This is a genomic window from Dyella sp. RRB7, assembly GCF_022761115.1.
Lineage (GTDB): Bacteria > Pseudomonadota > Gammaproteobacteria > Xanthomonadales > Rhodanobacteraceae > Dyella.
In genome coordinates, this window is sequence record NZ_JAKWJS010000004.1 from 95,546 (window position 1) to 111,199 (window position 15,654).

The following is a 15,654-nucleotide window of genomic DNA, read 5'->3' on the forward strand; positions in this document are numbered from 1 at the left end:
CGACCATGACCACCGAAACCACCGACCGCAGCGACCTTTCCGCCACGACGCTTCGCGACAACGCCGAAGTCGCCGCCGCGCTGGGTCGCCGCTACGAAGCGGGCTTCGTCACGGACATCGAAACCGACTATCTGCCGGCGGGCCTGTCCGAAGACATCGTGCGCCAGCTCTCCGCGCTCAAGAAAGAGCCGGAATGGATGACCGAGTGGCGCCTCAAGGCGTATCGCCACTGGCTTACCATGCCCACGCCCGACTGGGCCAAGCTCAAGCTGGCGCCGATCGACTACCAGTCGATCAGCTACTACGCCGCGCCCAAGTCCGGCCCCAAGTCGCTCGACGAGGTCGACCCCAAGCTGCTGGAAACCTACGACAAGCTGGGCGTGCCGCTGCATGAGCGCGCCAAGCTGGCCGGCGTGGCGGTGGATGCGGTGTTCGATTCCGTCTCCGTCGGCACCACCTTCCGCAAGGAGCTGGCCGAGGCCGGCGTGATCTTCTGCTCGATGAGCGAGGCGATCCGCGAACATCCCGAACTGGTGCAGAAGTATCTGGGCAGCGTGGTGCCGACCGGCGACAACTTCTTCGCCGCGCTCAACTCGGCGGTGTTCTCCGACGGCTCGTTCGTGTTCGTGCCCAAGGGCGTGCGTTGCCCGATGGAGCTGTCCACTTATTTCCGCATCAACGCCATCAACACCGGGCAGTTCGAGCGCACGCTGATCGTGTGCGAGGACGACGCCTACGTCTCCTACCTCGAAGGCTGCACCGCGCCGATGCGCGACGAGAACCAGCTGCATGCCGCGGTGGTGGAACTGGTGGCGCTGGAGCGCGCGCAGATCAAGTATTCCACCGTGCAGAACTGGTACCCGGGCGACGAGAACGGCGTCGGCGGCATCTACAACTTCGTGACCAAGCGCGGCGACTGCCGCGGCAACGATTCGAAGATCTCCTGGACGCAGGTGGAAACCGGCTCGGCCATCACCTGGAAGTACCCCAGCTGCGTGCTGCGCGGCGACCGCTCGGTGGGCGAGTTCTACTCGGTGGCGCTTACGCATCATCGCCAGCAGGCCGACACCGGCACCAAGATGATCCATATCGGCAAGGGCACCAAGTCCAAGATCGTGTCCAAGGGCATCAGCGCCGGCCGCAGCAACAACAGCTATCGCGGCCTGGTGAAGGTGGAAAAGGGCGCCGAGGGCGCGCGCAACTACACCCAGTGCGACAGCCTGCTGATCGGCAAGAAGTGCGGTGCCCACACCTTCCCTTATATGGAAGTGAAGAACCCCACCGCCATCGTCGAGCACGAGGCCACCACCTCGAAGATCTCCGACGACCAGCTGTTCTACTGCCGCAGCCGCGGCATCGGCGAGGAAGACGCCGTGTCGATGATCGTCGACGGCTTCTGCAAGCAGGTGTTCCGCGAGCTGCCGATGGAGTTCGCGGTGGAAGCGAAGAAGCTGCTGGAAGTGTCGCTGGAAGGCGCGGTGGGATGACTTCCGCCGCCTGCGCGCGATTTCCCCTGCTGTTACCAACGAATGTTGCCTTTTGAACGTGCCGTGCCTACGGGCCGCCAACTGAAGAATCTGCCATGTTGAAGATCGAAAACCTGCACGCCCGCGTCGAGGGCAAGGACATCCTCAAGGGACTCACGCTGACCGTGAACGCGGGCGAGGTGCACGCGATCATGGGGCCCAACGGCGCCGGCAAGTCCACCTTGGGCAATGTGCTGTCCGGGCGTGACGGCTACGAGGTGACCGAGGGTTCGGTCACCTTCAACGGTGTCGACCTGCTGGCGCTGGAGCCGGAAGCGCGCGCCGCCGCCGGCGTATTCCTGGCCTTCCAGTACCCGGTGGAAATTCCCGGCGTCAACAACACCTACTTCCTGCGTGCCGCGCTCAACGCGCAGCGCAAGCAGCGCGGCGAGCGGGAACTCGACTCCATGCAGTTCCTCAAGCTGGTGCGCGAGAAGCTCAAGATCATGCAGATCTCCGACGAGCTGCTGCATCGCGCCGTCAACGAAGGTTTCTCGGGCGGCGAGAAGAAGCGCAACGAGATCTTCCAGATGGCGGTGCTCGAACCGAAGCTGGCGATCCTGGACGAAACCGACTCGGGCCTGGATATCGACGCGCTCAAGCAGGTGGCGCAGGGCGTGAACGCGCTGCGTTCGGCCGAGCGCGGCTTCCTGGTGATCACGCATTACCAGCGCCTGCTCGACTATATCGAGCCGGATTTCGTGCACGTGCTGGCCGACGGCCGCATCGTGGAAAGCGGCGACAAGACGCTGGCGCTGAAGCTGGAAGAGCAGGGCTATGCCTGGGTCACCGACAAGGACCCCGTGTTGCACGGAGCCTCGGCATGAGCGAGCCGCAGCGCACGCCCTTCGTCGACTCGCAGCTGGAAGCGGCGGCACAGGCGCGCTTGCCCGGCAGCAGCATTGGCTGGCTGCAGGCGGCGCGGCGCGAGAATCTCGATGCCTTCGCCGCATCCGGCCTGCCGGACACGCGCATGGAGGCGTGGAAGTACACCGCGCTGCGCGCGCTGGGCCAGCGCCACTTTGCATCGGGTGATGAGCAGGCGGCATCGCGTGCCGTCGATGCCAGTGCCTTCGCGTTGCCGGGTATCGACGGACCGGCGCTGGTGTTCGTCAACGGCGTGTTCCGCGCCGATCTTTCCCGCATCGATGCACTGCCGGCCGGCCTGGACCTGCAGCCGTTGTCGCAAGCCCTGCAGGGCGACGCCGAGCCGCTGCGCTTCGCGCTGTCACGGCACTACCGCGAAGGCGGCGACGTGTTCGCGCGACTCAACGCGGCGTTGGCCGGTGACGGCGTGGTGTTGCGGGTGGCGGCGGGCGCAAAGATCGCGCAGCCGGTGCATCTGCTCTTCATCGGCGCTCCCGGCGAGGTGGATCTTGCCTGGCATGTTCGCCATGTGATCGAACTGGGCGAGGACGCTGAGCTTTCCCTGATCGAGCATCACGCAAGCAGCGGCGACCAGCAGCACCTGGGCACGCAGGTCGCCGATATCGTGCTGCGCAAGGGCGCCCGCCTGCGGCAGGTGACGCTGCAGGATGCTGCCACCGGCAGTACGCTGGTGCGTCACGACAGCGTGCAGCTGGATGCGCAGGCGCAGGCTTCGCTGTACGTGCTGGAACTGGGCGGCGCGCTCGTTCGCCATGACCTGCATGCCAACCTGGCCGGCGACCGCTCGCGGCTGGAAACACGCGGCGTGTTCGTGCTCGGCGGGCGCCAGCATGTCGATACGCAGATGGCCATCCGTCACCAGGCGCTCAATACGTCCTCCGAATCGGTGTGGCGTGGCGTGGCCGACCAGCGTTCGCGTGGCGTATTCCGTGGCGCGATCGTGGTGGCCGAAGGCGCCGATGGCAGCGATGCCAGCCTGAGCAGCAAGAATCTCCTGCTGTCCGGCCAGGCCGAGATCGACACCAAGCCCGAGCTGGAAATCTACGCGGACGAAGTGAAGGCCTCGCACGGCGCCACCGTCGGCCAGCTCGACGAGCGTTCGCTGTTTTACCTGCGTTCGCGCGGCATTCCGCTGGCCGAGGCGCGCTCGATGCTTACGGCCGCGTTCTGCCGCGCCGTGTTCGAGCCGCTGCCCGAGGAGGGCCTGCGTGAACACCTCTATCACCAGCTGATGGCGCACCTGCCTTCCGCGTGAAGGCCCCTGGGCTACAAGGCGAAATCACCACGATGAATGCACAGACCCAACCGCTTCCCACCGTGTTCGACGTGCAGCGCATCCGCGCCGACTTCCCCTTGCTGTCGCGCACGGTGCACGACAAGCCGCTGATCTATTTCGACAACGCCAATACCAGTCAGAAGCCCGAAAGCGTGATCGCGGCGGTGGACAACCACTACCGCGAGCACAACGCCAATGTCTCGCGCGCGGTGCATCTGCTCGGCGAGGAAGCCACCGCGGCCTACGAAGGGGCGCGCGACAAGCTGGCCCGTTTCATCAACGCCACTTCGCGCAACGAGCTGGTGCTGACCTCGGGCACCACCCAGGCGATGAACCTGGTGGCCTATAGCTACGCGCTGCCGCGCCTGAAGGCGGGCGATGCCATCCTCACTACGGTGATGGAGCATCACGCCAACATCGTGCCATGGCAGCTGGTGGCCGCGCGCAGCGGCGCCACCGTGAAGGCGGCGCCGATCAACGAGCGCGGCGAGCTGATCGTCGAGAAATACATCGAGATGCTGACGCCCGAGGTGAAGCTGGCCTGCGTCACGCACGTGTCCAACGTGCTCGGCACGGTCAATCCGGTGCGCGAGATCGCCAGGGAATGCCGCAAGCGCGGCATCCCGCTGCTGGTGGACGGTTCGCAGGCGGTGCCGCACCGCCCGGTGGACGTGCAGGCGCTGGGCTGCGATTTCTACGCGCTCACCGGCCACAAGATGCTGGGCCCGACGGGCACCGGCGCGCTATGGGCGCGCAAGGAACACCTGGATGCCATGCCGCCGTTCTTCGGTGGCGGCGAGATGATTCGCGAAGTGCGTTTCGACGGCACCACCTTTGCCGAGCCGCCGCACAAGTTCGAGGCGGGCACGCCCAATATCGCCGGCTTCGTGGGGCTGGGTGCGGCGATCGATTACTACGATTCGATCGGCTTCGACGCCATCCACGCGTGGGAACACCAGCTGCTGGCCTACGCCACCGAACGCCTGCGCGAAATCCCCGGCCTGCGCCTGTTCGGCGAGGCGCAGGAGAAGGAGCCGGTGATCTCGTTCCTGATCGAGGGCGCGCAGGCCACCGATCTGGCGACGCTGCTCGACCTTCAGGGCGTCGCCGTGCGCTCGGGCCACCACTGCGCCCATCCGCTGATGCAGTTCTACAACGTGCCCGCCACCTTGCGTGCCTCGTTCGCGTTCTACAACACGCGTGAAGAGATCGACGCCTTTGTCACGGCCTTGCTCAAGGTGCGTAAGCTGCTCATGTGACGCCCCCCGGCTTTTTGCGACGATGCATGTCGTGCGCAACTACAGGATAAAAAAACGCCGCGGTTGAGCCGCGGCGTTTCTGTCTATACGGTCATCGCACAGGGGCTGTTACCAGATCTTCACCTGCTTGTCGGGGTCGCGAACCATCGTGTCGCCGGCCTTGCACTGGAACGCCTTGGCGAACGCGGGCATGTTGGACGGCGCGCCGATGGCGCGGAACTGCGCCGGGGCATGCGGATCGGTGTTGAGCAGGGTGAGCTGCGCTTCCGGCCGGATGTTGCCACGCCACACGCGCGCCCAGTTGAGGAAGAAGCGCTGGTCCTGGGTGTAACCGTCGATCTTGCTCTTGGCCTCTTTGGGGTTCTTGGCCAACGCCATCTGCAGCGCATCGTAGGCGGCATTGAGGCCGCCCAGGTCGCCGATGTTCTCGCCCATGGTCAGCTTGCCGTTGACGAACTTGCCCGGCAGCGCCTCGTAGCTGTCGAACTGTGCCGCCAGCTTGTCGGTGCGCGCTTCGAAGGCCTTGCGGTCCTCGTCGGTCCACCAGTTGACGTTGTTGCCCTGGGCGTCGAACTTGCTGCCCTGGTCGTCGTAGCCATGGCCCATCTCATGGCCGATCACCGCGCCGATGCCGCCGTAGTTGAGCGCGTCGTCCGCGGTGGCGCTGAAGAACGGCGGCTGCAGGATGGCGGCCGGGAACACGATCTCGTTCTTCTGCGGGCTGTAGTAGGCATTCACCGTCTGCGGCGTCATGCCCCATTCGGTGCGGTCCACCGGCTTGCCGATCTTGCCGACCATGTAGTCGTAGTTGAACTTGTCGGCGGCCTGCACGTTGGCGAAGTAGTTGTCCGGCTGCAGGCTGAGGCCGCTCCAGTCGCGCCACTTGTCCGGGTAGCCGATCTTGGGGGTGAAGCTGGCCCACTTCTCCAGCGCCTTCTGCTTGGTGGCTTCACTCATCCACGGCAGGTTTTCGATACGCGCCTTGTAGGCGGCGCGCAGGTTGTTGACCAGCTCCTGCGCCCGCGCCTTCGATGCGGGCGAGAAGGTCTGCGCCACGTACAGCTGGCCCAGCGCCATGCCCATGCCGCCCTCAACGGTGTCGAGCGTGCGCTTCCAGCGCGACTTCATTTCCTTCTGGCCGTTGAGCGTCTGCGCGTTGAAGGCGAAGTCTTCCTGCTGGAACGGCGTGGACAGGTACGGCGCGGCCTGGTCGATGGCATGGAAGCGCAGATAGGCCTGCCAATCGTTCACCGGCACTTCGCCCAGCATCTTGTCGAACTCGGCGAAGAACTTCGGCTGCGACAGCGAGAAGCCGTCCTTTACCTCGGCGCCCTGGGCCTTGAAGAAGGCCGCCCACTCGAAGCGGGGCGTCACCTTGTCGGCGTCGGCGATGCTGACGTAGTGATAGCGGTTCTCCGGCTGGCGCAGCTCGGTCGGCACCAGCGAGGCGGCGGCCAGGCGCGTCTCGAACGCCATCACCGCCTTGGCCTGTGCCTGCGCGTCCGCTTCGCTCACGCCCACCAGCTGCAGCGTACGGGCGATGTGCGCCACGTAGGCGGCGCGGATCTTCTCGAAGTCGGGCTTGCTGTAGTAGTCGGCCGTGGGCAGGCCCAAGCCGCCCTGGCCGGCGTAGGCGATCTGCTGGCTGGAATTCTTGAAGTCCGGGCTGCCATAGAAGCGGAACGCCACCGGATGGCCATGGGCGTAGCTGTCGCTGATATAGGCGACGATGTCGGCGCTGTTCTTCAGGCCGGCGATGCGCGCCAGTTCGGGCTTGATCGGATCGAACCCAGCCTTCTCGATGGCCGCCTCGTCCATGCCGGAGGCATACAGATAGCCGATCTTCTGCTCGATCGAACCGGGCGCGGCGGTGGCGGCCTGCCCGGCGGCTTTCTCCACGATGGCGTGCTGCACGTTGAGGCTGTCCTCGCGCAGCGAGTCGAACGAACCCCAGCGCGTGCGGTCGGCCGGAATCGGGTTGGCGGCGATCCACTTGGCATTGACGAAGCCGTTGAAGTCGTTGCAGACGTCCTTGCTGGTGTCCAGCTCCTTGACGTCGAAGGCGCCGGAGGGTGCCGCCAGCGCGCCGGTGCACAGCGCCAGGCCCACGGCCAGCGCGAGCGGTTTCACAATGCGGTTCTTCATGGATTCTCCCTTGATGGGACGCGCTTGGCGCATCCGGACGGCCGTTGGTGCCTGCATGAGTCGACACGACCCCAATGGACAGGCTAGGCAGCGTGGGCGCACGACGCACAGTGTCGAAGGTCATGCGTGCGGTGCGATCGCCGGGCCGGGGCTTTATCATGCGCGGATGCCTACATCTTCCCCCCTTGTCTATCGGGCGGCGATCGCTGCCGACGTGCCCGCCATCGTTGCCCTGGTCGAGTCCGCCTATCGCGGCGAGTCGGGCCAGCGTGGCTGGACCACCGAGACCCACCTGCTGGACGGGCAGCGCACCGATACGGAGAACGTCGCCGGACTGATCGGTCGTCCCGGCAGCCTGGTGCTGCTGGCCGAGCGCGATGGCGTATTGCTCGCCTGCTGCCATATCGAGCAGCAGGGTGGGTACGGTTATTTCGGCATGTTCGCGGTCGATCCGGAGCTGCAGGCCGCCGGCCTGGGCCGCGCACTGCTGGCCGAGGCAGAGCGTGTCGCCCGCGACGCATGGCGGCTGGCGGCGATGCGCATGACGGTGATCGAGCAGCGCGCCGAACTGATCGCCTGGTACGAGCGTCGCGGTTACCGCCTCACCGGTGAGACGCGCCCGTTTCCCTATGGCGACGCGCGCTTTGGCATCCCCCGGCGCGACGACCTGCGCTTCGTGTGGATGAGCAAGCCGTTGCGCGAGGTGACTGCATGAATCTGTCCGGATGGGTCTTCGTGGGCACGCGCAGCGAACTGCTGCCGGGCGAATTCAAGGTGGTGTGGGATGGCGATACCGCGATCGCCGTCTACAACATCGACGGTGACCTGTACGCCATCGAGGACGTGTGCAGCCACGATGGCGGCGAGCTGGCCGGTGGCGAGGTGCATGGCTTTGAAGTGGAATGCCCGCGCCATGGCGCACGCTTCGACGTGCGCACCGGCGCGGTGACCTGCCCCCCGGCGTACGAGCCCATCGCCAGCTTCCCCGTGCACGAAGCGGACGGGCAGATCTGGACGCGGGACGATCGTTGATCGTCACTGCATGGCGGCTCGCCATCGCGCCGTCAGAAGCGGTAGACGAAAGCCAGCGTGGTGGTGAACTGGTTGGGCGAACCGAAGCTGCGTACCAGCGGGCTGTTCGCGGCGTCGCCAAGCAGGCGCGTGTAGTTGAGCGCGAACGCAAAGCCGGTATGCAGGCTGGTCGGCATATAGGCGTCGTACTCGAAGGCGATCTGCTGGTTGCCGGCGCCGGGCGACCAGGGCGTCACGCCCAGCTTGATCGCCTGTGCGGGCGTGACCTGGAAAAAACGCCGCATGGCCGGGCCGTTCATCGCCTGCCACTGCAGCTGCACGCTGTGGTTCAAGTAACCGATGGCCGGCAGGTCGTAATCGGCATACACGTTGAGGTAGGCCCCGGCACCCTGGGTGTCGTGGCTCAAGGTGGCGCCCAGGTTGAGCGGCACCGTGGCCTGGTACTCGATATAGCCGCCGCCGTTGATGCGCGGCGAAAGCGAGTCGACCACGCCGCCAAGCTTCGGGCCCAGTTCGTCGCGATCACGGCCCCACAGGTAATTGCCGTACAGGCCGCCGCGCCACTGGTCGCCGTGGATCAGATCGACCGTGAGGCCGTCGAGCGTCGACAGCGTGATATGCCAGGGCAGTTCCGCCTGGATATACGGAACGGGCTGGTTGCGGTGATCGCTCGATCCCAGCCATGCCGGCATGCGCTGCATGCCAACGCCCAGCATGTCGTTGGGTCCTTCGATGACATCATCGGCATGGGCACCGCATGCGGTCCCCAGCAATACCGCCAGCAAGGTGGCCGGCGTGAGCTGGGCAAGAAGGGGCAGGCGGCGGGACATGCGCGGACCGGTCAGGCGCCCGGCTTGGCGGACGGCTGGGTGTCAGCGCCGAACTGCACGATGACGCGCTGGCCGATGCGCAGCGAGTCCGGCGGCGGTTGATCGAACACCAGTACGCATTCCACCGTGCGGGTGTTGGCGCGGATCATCGGGTCCTCTTCCAGTGCACTGGGACCGAACACGGTGCCGATGCGTTGCACGTGAGCGCTCAGCGTGGGGGCGCCACTGCCGCTGTCGTCGACCACCTGGGCATGCATGCCTTCGTGTACGGCGCCCACGAACGATTCATTGAGCTCGGCGCGCACCAGGCGGGCCTCTTCCGGCAGCAGCACGAACGCGGGGCCACCCTGCGGCGATACGGCGGCGCCAGGCTGGATCAGGCGCTCCACGATCTGTCCATCGACCGGGGCCAGCAGGCTGCGTTGCGCCAGTTCATAACGTGCGGCGTCGAGCTTCTGTGCCGCCATGGCGCTGCTCGCGCGCGCGTTGTCCAGCTCGCCCTGCAATTGCTGCGCGGCTTCGCGCGCGTCGTCGGCGCTCTGGCCATCGCCGGCGCCGGCCGCCGCGGCCGCGGCGAGACGCGACGCGCGCTGTTGCGCGGCCTTGAGGCGGACCTCAAGCAGCTTGCCCTGCGCTTCGGCCTGCTGCTGCTCGGCCTGGGCAGAACTCACCGCCAGTTGCGCGGGCTTGGTGTCGAGCACGGCAAGCAACTGGCCCTTATGCACGTGGTCGCCCTCGTGCACCTTGATCTCGGCCACCACGCCATCGCGTGGCATGCTCAGCTTGAGCATGCCGCCCTCGATGTCGATGCGTCCGCGCGCCACCGCCGCATAGGTGGGAGCAGCGGCCGTCGCTTGCTGGCCGGCATCGTCATGCGAGCAGGCGGCCAGCAGCGACACGGCGACGGCCAGGGCGAGCAGGGAAGAAAACGGACGCAGGGTCATGCTGAAGGTTCCTCGATGCCTGACGTCGGCGTCGATATCGGTGACGACACACGGTCACTAAGGATACGGCCATCCTCCATGGCCAGCACGCGGTCGGCGTGGCCGACCAGTCGCGGGTCATGGCTGACGCACAGCACGGTGGTGCCATGCGTGCGCGCGATGCGATGCAGGATGTCGATGATGATCTGGCCGTTGGCCGCGTCCAGCGCGCTGGTGGGCTCATCGGCGAACAGCAGGCCCGGCTCCTTGGCCAGCGCGCGGGCAATGGCGACGCGCTGCTTTTCGCCACCGGACAATTCCGAGGGACGCAGGCCCATGCGCGGCCCCAGGCCTACTTCCTCCAGCGACGCGATGGCGCGGCGGCGCGCGTCGCCCGGGGGCAGGCCGAGATAGCTCAGCGGCAGCTCCACCTGTTCCAGCGCGTTGAGCGCCGGGAACAGATTGAAGCCCTGGAACACGAAGCCGGTATGCAGCAGGCGGAAACGTTCCAGCGCGCGCGTGTTGAGCAGCGTCAGGTCTTCGCCCAGCGCCACCACCTGGCCCTGGTCGGGGCGTTGCAGGCCGCTGAGGATGGCCAGCAGGGTGCTCTTGCCGCAGCCGGACGGACCGGAAATAAGCGTCAGCTCGCCGGCGCGGATGTCCAGCGTGAGGTCGTGCAGCACGGTGTGGTGGATCGGGCCCGAGCTGAACGACTTGCTGACGTGGCGTGCCTGCAACGATACCGGCGGGATGGTGTGGGGTGACGGCTGGTTCATCGCTTACCTCAGCAACGTCGCCGGATCGGCGCGACGCAGGCTGCGCATCGCCGCCAGGCCCGACACGATGGCCAGGGCCATGCTCAGCATGATGCAGACCAGCGCGACGCCCGGGCCGAGCGCCACCGGCACGCTGCGGCTGCGCGCGAAAGCCAGCGCGATGGCGCCCATCACGGTACTGCCCACCAGGCCGAGCGCACCGACCCAGAAGGCCTGCTCCATCACCACCTTGCGCAAGGCGCCGACACCCACGCCCAGCGCGTTGAGGGTGGCGTATTCGCGTACCGAGCCGATCACCGCGGCGACCAGCGTCTGGCTGGTGATGACCGCGCCGACCAGGAACACGATGCCGGCGAGGAACAACACGCCAGCACCGGCGCCGGTATCGAAGATCCAGTACAGCTGCGAACGACGGGCGAAATCCCTGGCGGTCCACACGTCGTAGCTGCCGAACGCATGGTTGCCGCGCAGCCGTTCGGCGACTTCGCGGGCATTCGCCGGATGGCGCAGCCTGGCCACGAAATAGGTCATGCGGTTGGCATTGGTGGGGTCGGTATCCAGCTCGGCGGCGGTGGTCAGCGAGGCCACCACGTTGACGCCGCCCAATGCGCGCAGGCCGTTGCTCACGCCCACCACGCGCACGCGATGGCCGTTGATGACGGCGCTGTCGCCCACGCTGACGCCAAGGCTGTCGAGGTCGGCGCGATCGACGATCACCGCATCCGGTTCGTTCAAGCGCTGGCGCAGCGACGGTGGCAGGGCGTGCGCGAACAGCATGCCGTCCGCTCGCGTGTTGATGCCGGAGACGAACACCGATACGCCGCCAGTGTCGTTGGGACCACGCCAATCGGCATCGACCCAATGGAAGGGCTCGACCGCGGTCACCGCCGGATCCATGCGCAGGCGCATTTCCACGCCGTTGTCGATGGAGCGGCCGAGATTGACGCTCTGCGTACCCGGATAGCCCGCCCACAGGTCGGCCGACGATCCGGTGATATACACGCTGGCGCTGCCGAAGATGCCCAGCACCAAGGCGGCCTGCAGCAGCTGCAGCAGGCCGGCGAAACCCACCGCGAGGATGGCGGGCAGGAAACGGCGCCATTCGTAGATCAGTGTCTTGCGGGCGAGCGCCACCATCAGTCGACGCTCCGCGGCAACGGTGGGTTGGGCATCGCGGCGCCGCCGAGCGCCTTGTACAGCGCGACGTAGGCGAGGTCGCGCGCGGCGATGGCGCTGACCACGTCAAGCTGGGCGCGGTGGCCTTCGATCAGCCCGTCCTGCATGTCCAGGTTGCTGCTCAGGTTGAGCTGGGCGCGCTTGCGCAGCGCGGCCGTGCTGCTTTGCACGGCCTGGGCGGCCTGTTGCGATGCGGTTTCGCGGCCGCGCAGCTGTTCCAGGTCACCCATGGCGGTTTCCGCTTCGGCCACGCCTTGCAGCACGGCCTGCCGGTACGCCAGCACGGCGGCGCGCAGTTCGTGGTCCTTGGCATGGGCAGCGGCCACGCGCTGGCCCCAGTCGAACAGCGGAATGTCGAGGATGGGACCGTAGGAGAAGATGGCCTCGCCCGTGTGCACCCTGTGGTTGGCCGCGATATTGGCCGACCACTGCAGCGACGAGCCCAGGCCGATGTGCGGGTAGATATCGGCGCGGCTCATGCCCAGCTCGCCGGCGGCGCGCAGCACGTCGGCCTCGGCGCTGGCGATTTCCGGACGGGCGCGCAGCATGTCGGCCGGCGCGGTGGTCAGCTGCCATTCGCCAAGCTGGGGCTGGGCGCCCGGCTGCAGCCATTGCGGATCGGGTTCTGGCTGGCCAAGCAGCACCGCCAGTTGCTGGGCGCTGCTGTTGATGGTCTGTTGCGGTTCGGCCATGGCGGCCTGGGCACGTGCCAGTTCGGCCTCGGCGTGAGCCACTTCGAGCGGCGACACCAGCTTCAGTTGCTCGCGCACCTTCAGCAGCCGCAGCTTTTCCTGCAGCGCATCGCCGATGTCGCCGAGCAGGCGCGCCTGCTGCTGGGCGGAGCGCAGTTCGATCCAGCGCCGGCTGACTTCGGCCACCAGCGACACCTGGGCACCGCGCACGGCGGCATCGGCCGCGTCGAGCTGGCCCTGCGATAGGCGCTTGCCGCTTTGCCAGGCACCGAACAGCGGCAGTTCCCATACCGCATCGAAACCGGCCACGAAATACGACGCGGTGGTATCCGGGTCGATCACATCGTTGGTGCGTCCATGCAGCGAGGGCAGATAGGGATCGTGCGCGTGGCGGTTCAGCAGGCGCGCGGCGCGCATGCGCTCGGCCGCCTGGGCCACATCGAGGTTGCTCTGCAGGGCATGATCGATCAGCTCGTTCAGCTGCGGATCGCCCAACGCCTGCCACCAGCCGCGCAGGTCTGCCGTCGGCGGCGCCACGCCAGCCGGCGCATTGCGCCAGGCATCGGGCACGGGCGGCTTGAGCTGGGGTACCGGGGCGACGGCGCAGCCGGCGAGGGCGACCAGTCCCCATGCCAGCAGCCCGACAGCGGGCAGGCGACGGGGATATGCGGTTTTCATGATCGACGTAGGCAGTTTGTTTCGACGCTGAAACACGAAATTCCTGGATATTCAGGCAACAAGTGGGTGGGCTTGTGACCGGCGGCAGCGCCAAGAGACGGCCAAGCATACCGGAGCTAGCCTTCGGTAGCCTTATGAAACGCTTTGGGCCAGCGGCGGACCGCCGGCAGATGCGCAGTATCTTTCGGAAAGAAAGGAGGCCGAAAGGGGTGGGTCCCTATGGTGTCGCCATTCTGCAATGCGGAGCTTCACGCTTGTGACTGGTTGGACCATTCTCTGCGACTTCGACGGCACCATTTCGGTCGAGGACGTGATCGACTCGCTGCTTGACCGCTTTGGCCGCCCCGGTTGGGAAACTTTGGAGCAGGACTGGCGCGCCGGCCGCATCGGCTCGCGCGAGTGCATGACCGGCCAGGTCAGCCTGCTCGACATGACGCCCGAGGCGCTGGACAAGCACCTGTCCTCGCTGTGGATCGACCACGCCTTCCCGGCGTTCGTGAAGCAGGCGCGCGAGTTGAATACGCCCATCCGCGTGGTCAGCGACGGTCTCGATTACGCCATCCACAAGATCCTGGGCCGTTACGGCCTGGACGATCTGCCGCTGGCCGCCAATCACCTGGCCCCCGCCACGCCGCCGCGCCAGTGGCAGCTCACCTCGCCGTTCCAGGCCGAGGGCTGCCGCAGCGGTACCTGCAAGTGCGCGGTGGCCGCGCAGGCGAGCCAGGGTGGCGCCAAGACGCTGCTGATCGGCGATGGTGCGTCGGATTTCTGCGCCGCCGACCGCGTCGATTTCGTCTTTGCCAAGCACCGCCTGATCGAGCATTGCCGCGCCGCCGGCATCCCCTATGTGCCGATCACCGGCTTCGAGGACGCGCTGGAACTGCTGCCGCGCCTGCTCGACGGCAGCCTGCTGGCCGAGCACACGCCGGTCGCGCTTGCGCTGGCCGTTTCTTCCCTCTGAACGGGCGCTGCCCGTTCAACCCACTACTTGAACGTTTCCGGATTTCCCTGATGAACGCTTACGACAAGAACGCTGGCGTCGTGATTCCCGACGCGCAGCTGCTCGCCGACGAGGCCGAGTGGAGCTCCTTCGGCGACACCGTGCACTACGTCGACCCGCCGAAGATCTTCCGCCATGGCGAAGGCAGCTGGATGTACGACACCGCTGGCACGCCGTTCCTCGACCTGCAGATGTGGTACTCGGCGGTCAACTTCGGCTACGGCAACAAGCGCCTCAACGACACGCTGAAGCGCCAGATCGACATCCTGCCGCAGGTCGCCAGCCAGTACCTGCACCAGACCCGCATCGAGCTGGCCAAGACCATCGCCGTCGACGCGCAGCAGAAGTTCGGCCTGAAGGGCCGCGTGCACTTCAATGTCGGCGGTGCGCAGGCGGTGGAGGATTCGCTCAAGCTGGTGCGCAACTACAAGAACGGCAAGAGCCTGATGTTCGCCTTCGAAGGCGGCTATCACGGCCGCACGCTGGGCGCCTCGTCGATCACTTCCAGCTACCGCTACCGCCGCCGCTTCGGCCACTTCGGCGAGCGCGCGATGTTCATCCCGTTCCCGTACCCGTTCCGCCGCCCGAAGGGCATGACGCCGGAGGAATACTCCGATGCGTGCGTGCGCCAGTTCGAGCGCCTGTTCGAAACCGAATACAACGGCGTGTGGGACCCCAAGGTCAACCAGGCCGAATACGCCGCCTTCTACGTCGAGCCGATCCAGGGCACCGGCGGCTACGTCATCCCGCCGAAGAACTTCTTCAAGGACCTGAAGAAGGTGCTGGACAAGTACGGCATCCTGATGGTGGTCGACGAAATCCAGATGGGTTTCTGGCGCACCGGCAAGCTGTGGTCGATCGAGCACTTCGGCGTGACGCCGGACGTGATCGTGTTCGGCAAGGCGCTGACCAACGGCCTCAACCCGCTGTCGGGCCTGTGGGCGCGCGAAGAGATGATCAACCCTACCATCTTCCCGCCGGGCTCCACCCACAGCACGTTCAACTCCAACCCGCTGGGCACCTCGCTGGGCCTGGAAGTGATCAAGATGGGTTACGAGCTGGACTACGAGAAGACCGTGGCCGAGAAGGGCGCGCACTTCCTCGACGCACTCAAGGACCTGCAGAAGCGCCACAAGGAAATCGGCGACGTCGATGGCCTGGGCCTGGCCCTGCGCGCCGAGATCTGCACCGACGACGGCTTCACGCCGAACAAGGCGCTGCTGGACAAGATGGTCGACATCGGCCTGGCCGGCGACCTGGAGCACAACGGCAAGAAGATCGGCCTCGTGCTGGACGTGGGCGGCTGGTACAAGAACGTGATCACCTTCGCGCCGTCGCTCGACATCACGCACGAAGAGATCGACCTGGCCATCGCGCTGCTCGACCAGCTGCTGGCCAAGGCCAAGAAACAGATGTAATGCGACGCCGCGGGGCGCATGCCCCGCGGTGTTGG

At 66.5% G+C, this 15,654-nt stretch carries 14 protein-coding genes; 8 read left to right on the plus strand and 6 right to left on the minus strand.

Features of this window, described 5'->3' with window-relative positions; all coding sequences use genetic code 11:
• Positions 1-5: 5 nt before the first annotated feature.
• The 4 genes from sufB (at position 6) to MJ606_RS11505 (ending at position 4,949) form a co-directional block, all read left to right on the plus strand.
• Complete coding sequence (sufB, locus tag MJ606_RS11490) at positions 6-1,487, plus strand: Fe-S cluster assembly protein SufB (protein ID WP_243049656.1); 1,482 nt, start codon at positions 6-8, stop codon at positions 1,485-1,487.
• A 95-nt stretch (positions 1,488-1,582) separates the two neighbouring features.
• Complete coding sequence (gene sufC / locus MJ606_RS11495; RefSeq protein WP_243049657.1) at positions 1,583-2,353, plus strand: Fe-S cluster assembly ATPase SufC; 771 nt, start codon at positions 1,583-1,585, stop codon at positions 2,351-2,353.
• Positions 2,350-3,669 (plus strand): Fe-S cluster assembly protein SufD, encoded by a 1,320-nt coding sequence (sufD, locus tag MJ606_RS11500; RefSeq protein WP_243049658.1) that lies wholly within the window; start codon positions 2,350-2,352, stop codon positions 3,667-3,669. The genes sufC and sufD overlap by 4 nt, the downstream gene beginning before the upstream one ends.
• Positions 3,670-3,701: 32 nt before the next feature.
• Positions 3,702-4,949: a cysteine desulfurase gene (locus MJ606_RS11505; RefSeq protein WP_243049659.1), complete on the plus strand. Its 1,248-nt coding sequence runs from the start codon at positions 3,702-3,704 to the stop codon at positions 4,947-4,949.
• 108 nt (positions 4,950-5,057) lie between these two features.
• On the opposite strand, the gene MJ606_RS11510 is transcribed toward MJ606_RS11505, so the two are convergent.
• Entirely contained in the window at positions 5,058-7,094 is a 2,037-nt protein-coding gene (locus tag MJ606_RS11510; RefSeq protein WP_243049660.1) for a M13-type metalloendopeptidase, read from the minus strand.
• A gap of 166 nt (positions 7,095-7,260) precedes the next feature.
• Between MJ606_RS11510 and MJ606_RS11515 the strand changes: the two genes are divergently transcribed.
• Positions 7,261-7,809, plus strand: a complete 549-nt coding sequence (locus MJ606_RS11515; RefSeq protein ID WP_243049661.1) for an N-acetyltransferase — start codon at positions 7,261-7,263, stop codon at positions 7,807-7,809.
• Positions 7,806-8,126: a non-heme iron oxygenase ferredoxin subunit gene (locus MJ606_RS11520; protein WP_243049662.1), complete on the plus strand. Its 321-nt coding sequence runs from the start codon at positions 7,806-7,808 to the stop codon at positions 8,124-8,126. The genes MJ606_RS11515 and MJ606_RS11520 overlap by 4 nt, the downstream gene beginning before the upstream one ends.
• Positions 8,127-8,158: 32 nt before the next feature.
• On the opposite strand, the gene MJ606_RS11525 is transcribed toward MJ606_RS11520, so the two are convergent.
• From MJ606_RS11525 to MJ606_RS11545, 5 genes are read right to left on the minus strand one after another with little or no spacing between them, the layout of a single operon-like run.
• Entirely contained in the window at positions 8,159-8,956 is a 798-nt protein-coding gene (locus tag MJ606_RS11525) for a MipA/OmpV family protein (protein ID WP_243049663.1), read from the minus strand.
• 11 nt (positions 8,957-8,967) lie between these two features.
• Positions 8,968-9,900: an HlyD family efflux transporter periplasmic adaptor subunit gene (locus tag MJ606_RS11530; protein WP_243049664.1), complete on the minus strand. Its 933-nt coding sequence runs from the start codon at positions 9,898-9,900 to the stop codon at positions 8,968-8,970.
• Complete coding sequence (locus MJ606_RS11535) at positions 9,897-10,655, minus strand: ABC transporter ATP-binding protein (protein WP_243049665.1); 759 nt, start codon at positions 10,653-10,655, stop codon at positions 9,897-9,899. The genes MJ606_RS11530 and MJ606_RS11535 overlap by 4 nt, the downstream gene beginning before the upstream one ends.
• A 3-nt stretch (positions 10,656-10,658) precedes the next feature.
• The gene (locus MJ606_RS11540; protein ID WP_243049666.1) at positions 10,659-11,792 is read right to left on the minus strand and encodes an ABC transporter permease; all 1,134 of its coding nucleotides are present in this window, start codon (positions 11,790-11,792) and stop codon (positions 10,659-10,661) included.
• The gene (locus MJ606_RS11545; protein ID WP_243049667.1) at positions 11,792-13,237 is read right to left on the minus strand and encodes a TolC family protein; all 1,446 of its coding nucleotides are present in this window, start codon (positions 13,235-13,237) and stop codon (positions 11,792-11,794) included. The genes MJ606_RS11540 and MJ606_RS11545 overlap by 1 nt, the downstream gene beginning before the upstream one ends.
• A gap of 202 nt (positions 13,238-13,439) precedes the next feature.
• On the opposite strand from MJ606_RS11545, the gene MJ606_RS11550 reads away from it, so the two are divergent.
• Positions 13,440-14,162, plus strand: coding sequence for an MtnX-like HAD-IB family phosphatase (locus MJ606_RS11550; RefSeq protein WP_243049668.1), 723 nt, complete (start codon positions 13,440-13,442; stop codon positions 14,160-14,162).
• Between the two features lie 50 nt (positions 14,163-14,212).
• Positions 14,213-15,619, plus strand: coding sequence for an aminotransferase class III-fold pyridoxal phosphate-dependent enzyme (locus MJ606_RS11555; RefSeq protein ID WP_243049669.1), 1,407 nt, complete (start codon positions 14,213-14,215; stop codon positions 15,617-15,619).
• Positions 15,620-15,654 lie beyond the last annotated feature (35 nt).

Bases quoted from the DNA above. Each gene is read 5' to 3' on its own strand.
- sufB (WP_243049656.1), top strand. From the start codon at position 6: ATGACCACCGAAACCACCGACCGCAGCGACCTTTCCGCCACGACGCTT.
- sufC (WP_243049657.1), top strand. From the start codon at position 1,583: ATGTTGAAGATCGAAAACCTGCACGCCCGCGTCGAGGGCAAGGACATC.
- sufD (WP_243049658.1), top strand. From the start codon at position 2,350: ATGAGCGAGCCGCAGCGCACGCCCTTCGTCGACTCGCAGCTGGAAGCG.
- MJ606_RS11505 (WP_243049659.1), top strand. From the start codon at position 3,702: ATGAATGCACAGACCCAACCGCTTCCCACCGTGTTCGACGTGCAGCGC.
- MJ606_RS11510 (WP_243049660.1), bottom strand. From the start codon at position 7,094: ATGAAGAACCGCATTGTGAAACCGCTCGCGCTGGCCGTGGGCCTGGCG.
- MJ606_RS11515 (WP_243049661.1), top strand. From the start codon at position 7,261: ATGCCTACATCTTCCCCCCTTGTCTATCGGGCGGCGATCGCTGCCGAC.
- MJ606_RS11520 (WP_243049662.1), top strand. From the start codon at position 7,806: ATGAATCTGTCCGGATGGGTCTTCGTGGGCACGCGCAGCGAACTGCTG.
- MJ606_RS11525 (WP_243049663.1), bottom strand. From the start codon at position 8,956: ATGTCCCGCCGCCTGCCCCTTCTTGCCCAGCTCACGCCGGCCACCTTG.
- MJ606_RS11530 (WP_243049664.1), bottom strand. From the start codon at position 9,900: ATGACCCTGCGTCCGTTTTCTTCCCTGCTCGCCCTGGCCGTCGCCGTG.
- MJ606_RS11535 (WP_243049665.1), bottom strand. From the start codon at position 10,655: ATGAACCAGCCGTCACCCCACACCATCCCGCCGGTATCGTTGCAGGCA.
- MJ606_RS11540 (WP_243049666.1), bottom strand. From the start codon at position 11,792: ATGGTGGCGCTCGCCCGCAAGACACTGATCTACGAATGGCGCCGTTTC.
- MJ606_RS11550 (WP_243049668.1), top strand. From the start codon at position 13,440: ATGCGGAGCTTCACGCTTGTGACTGGTTGGACCATTCTCTGCGACTTC.
- MJ606_RS11555 (WP_243049669.1), top strand. From the start codon at position 14,213: ATGAACGCTTACGACAAGAACGCTGGCGTCGTGATTCCCGACGCGCAG.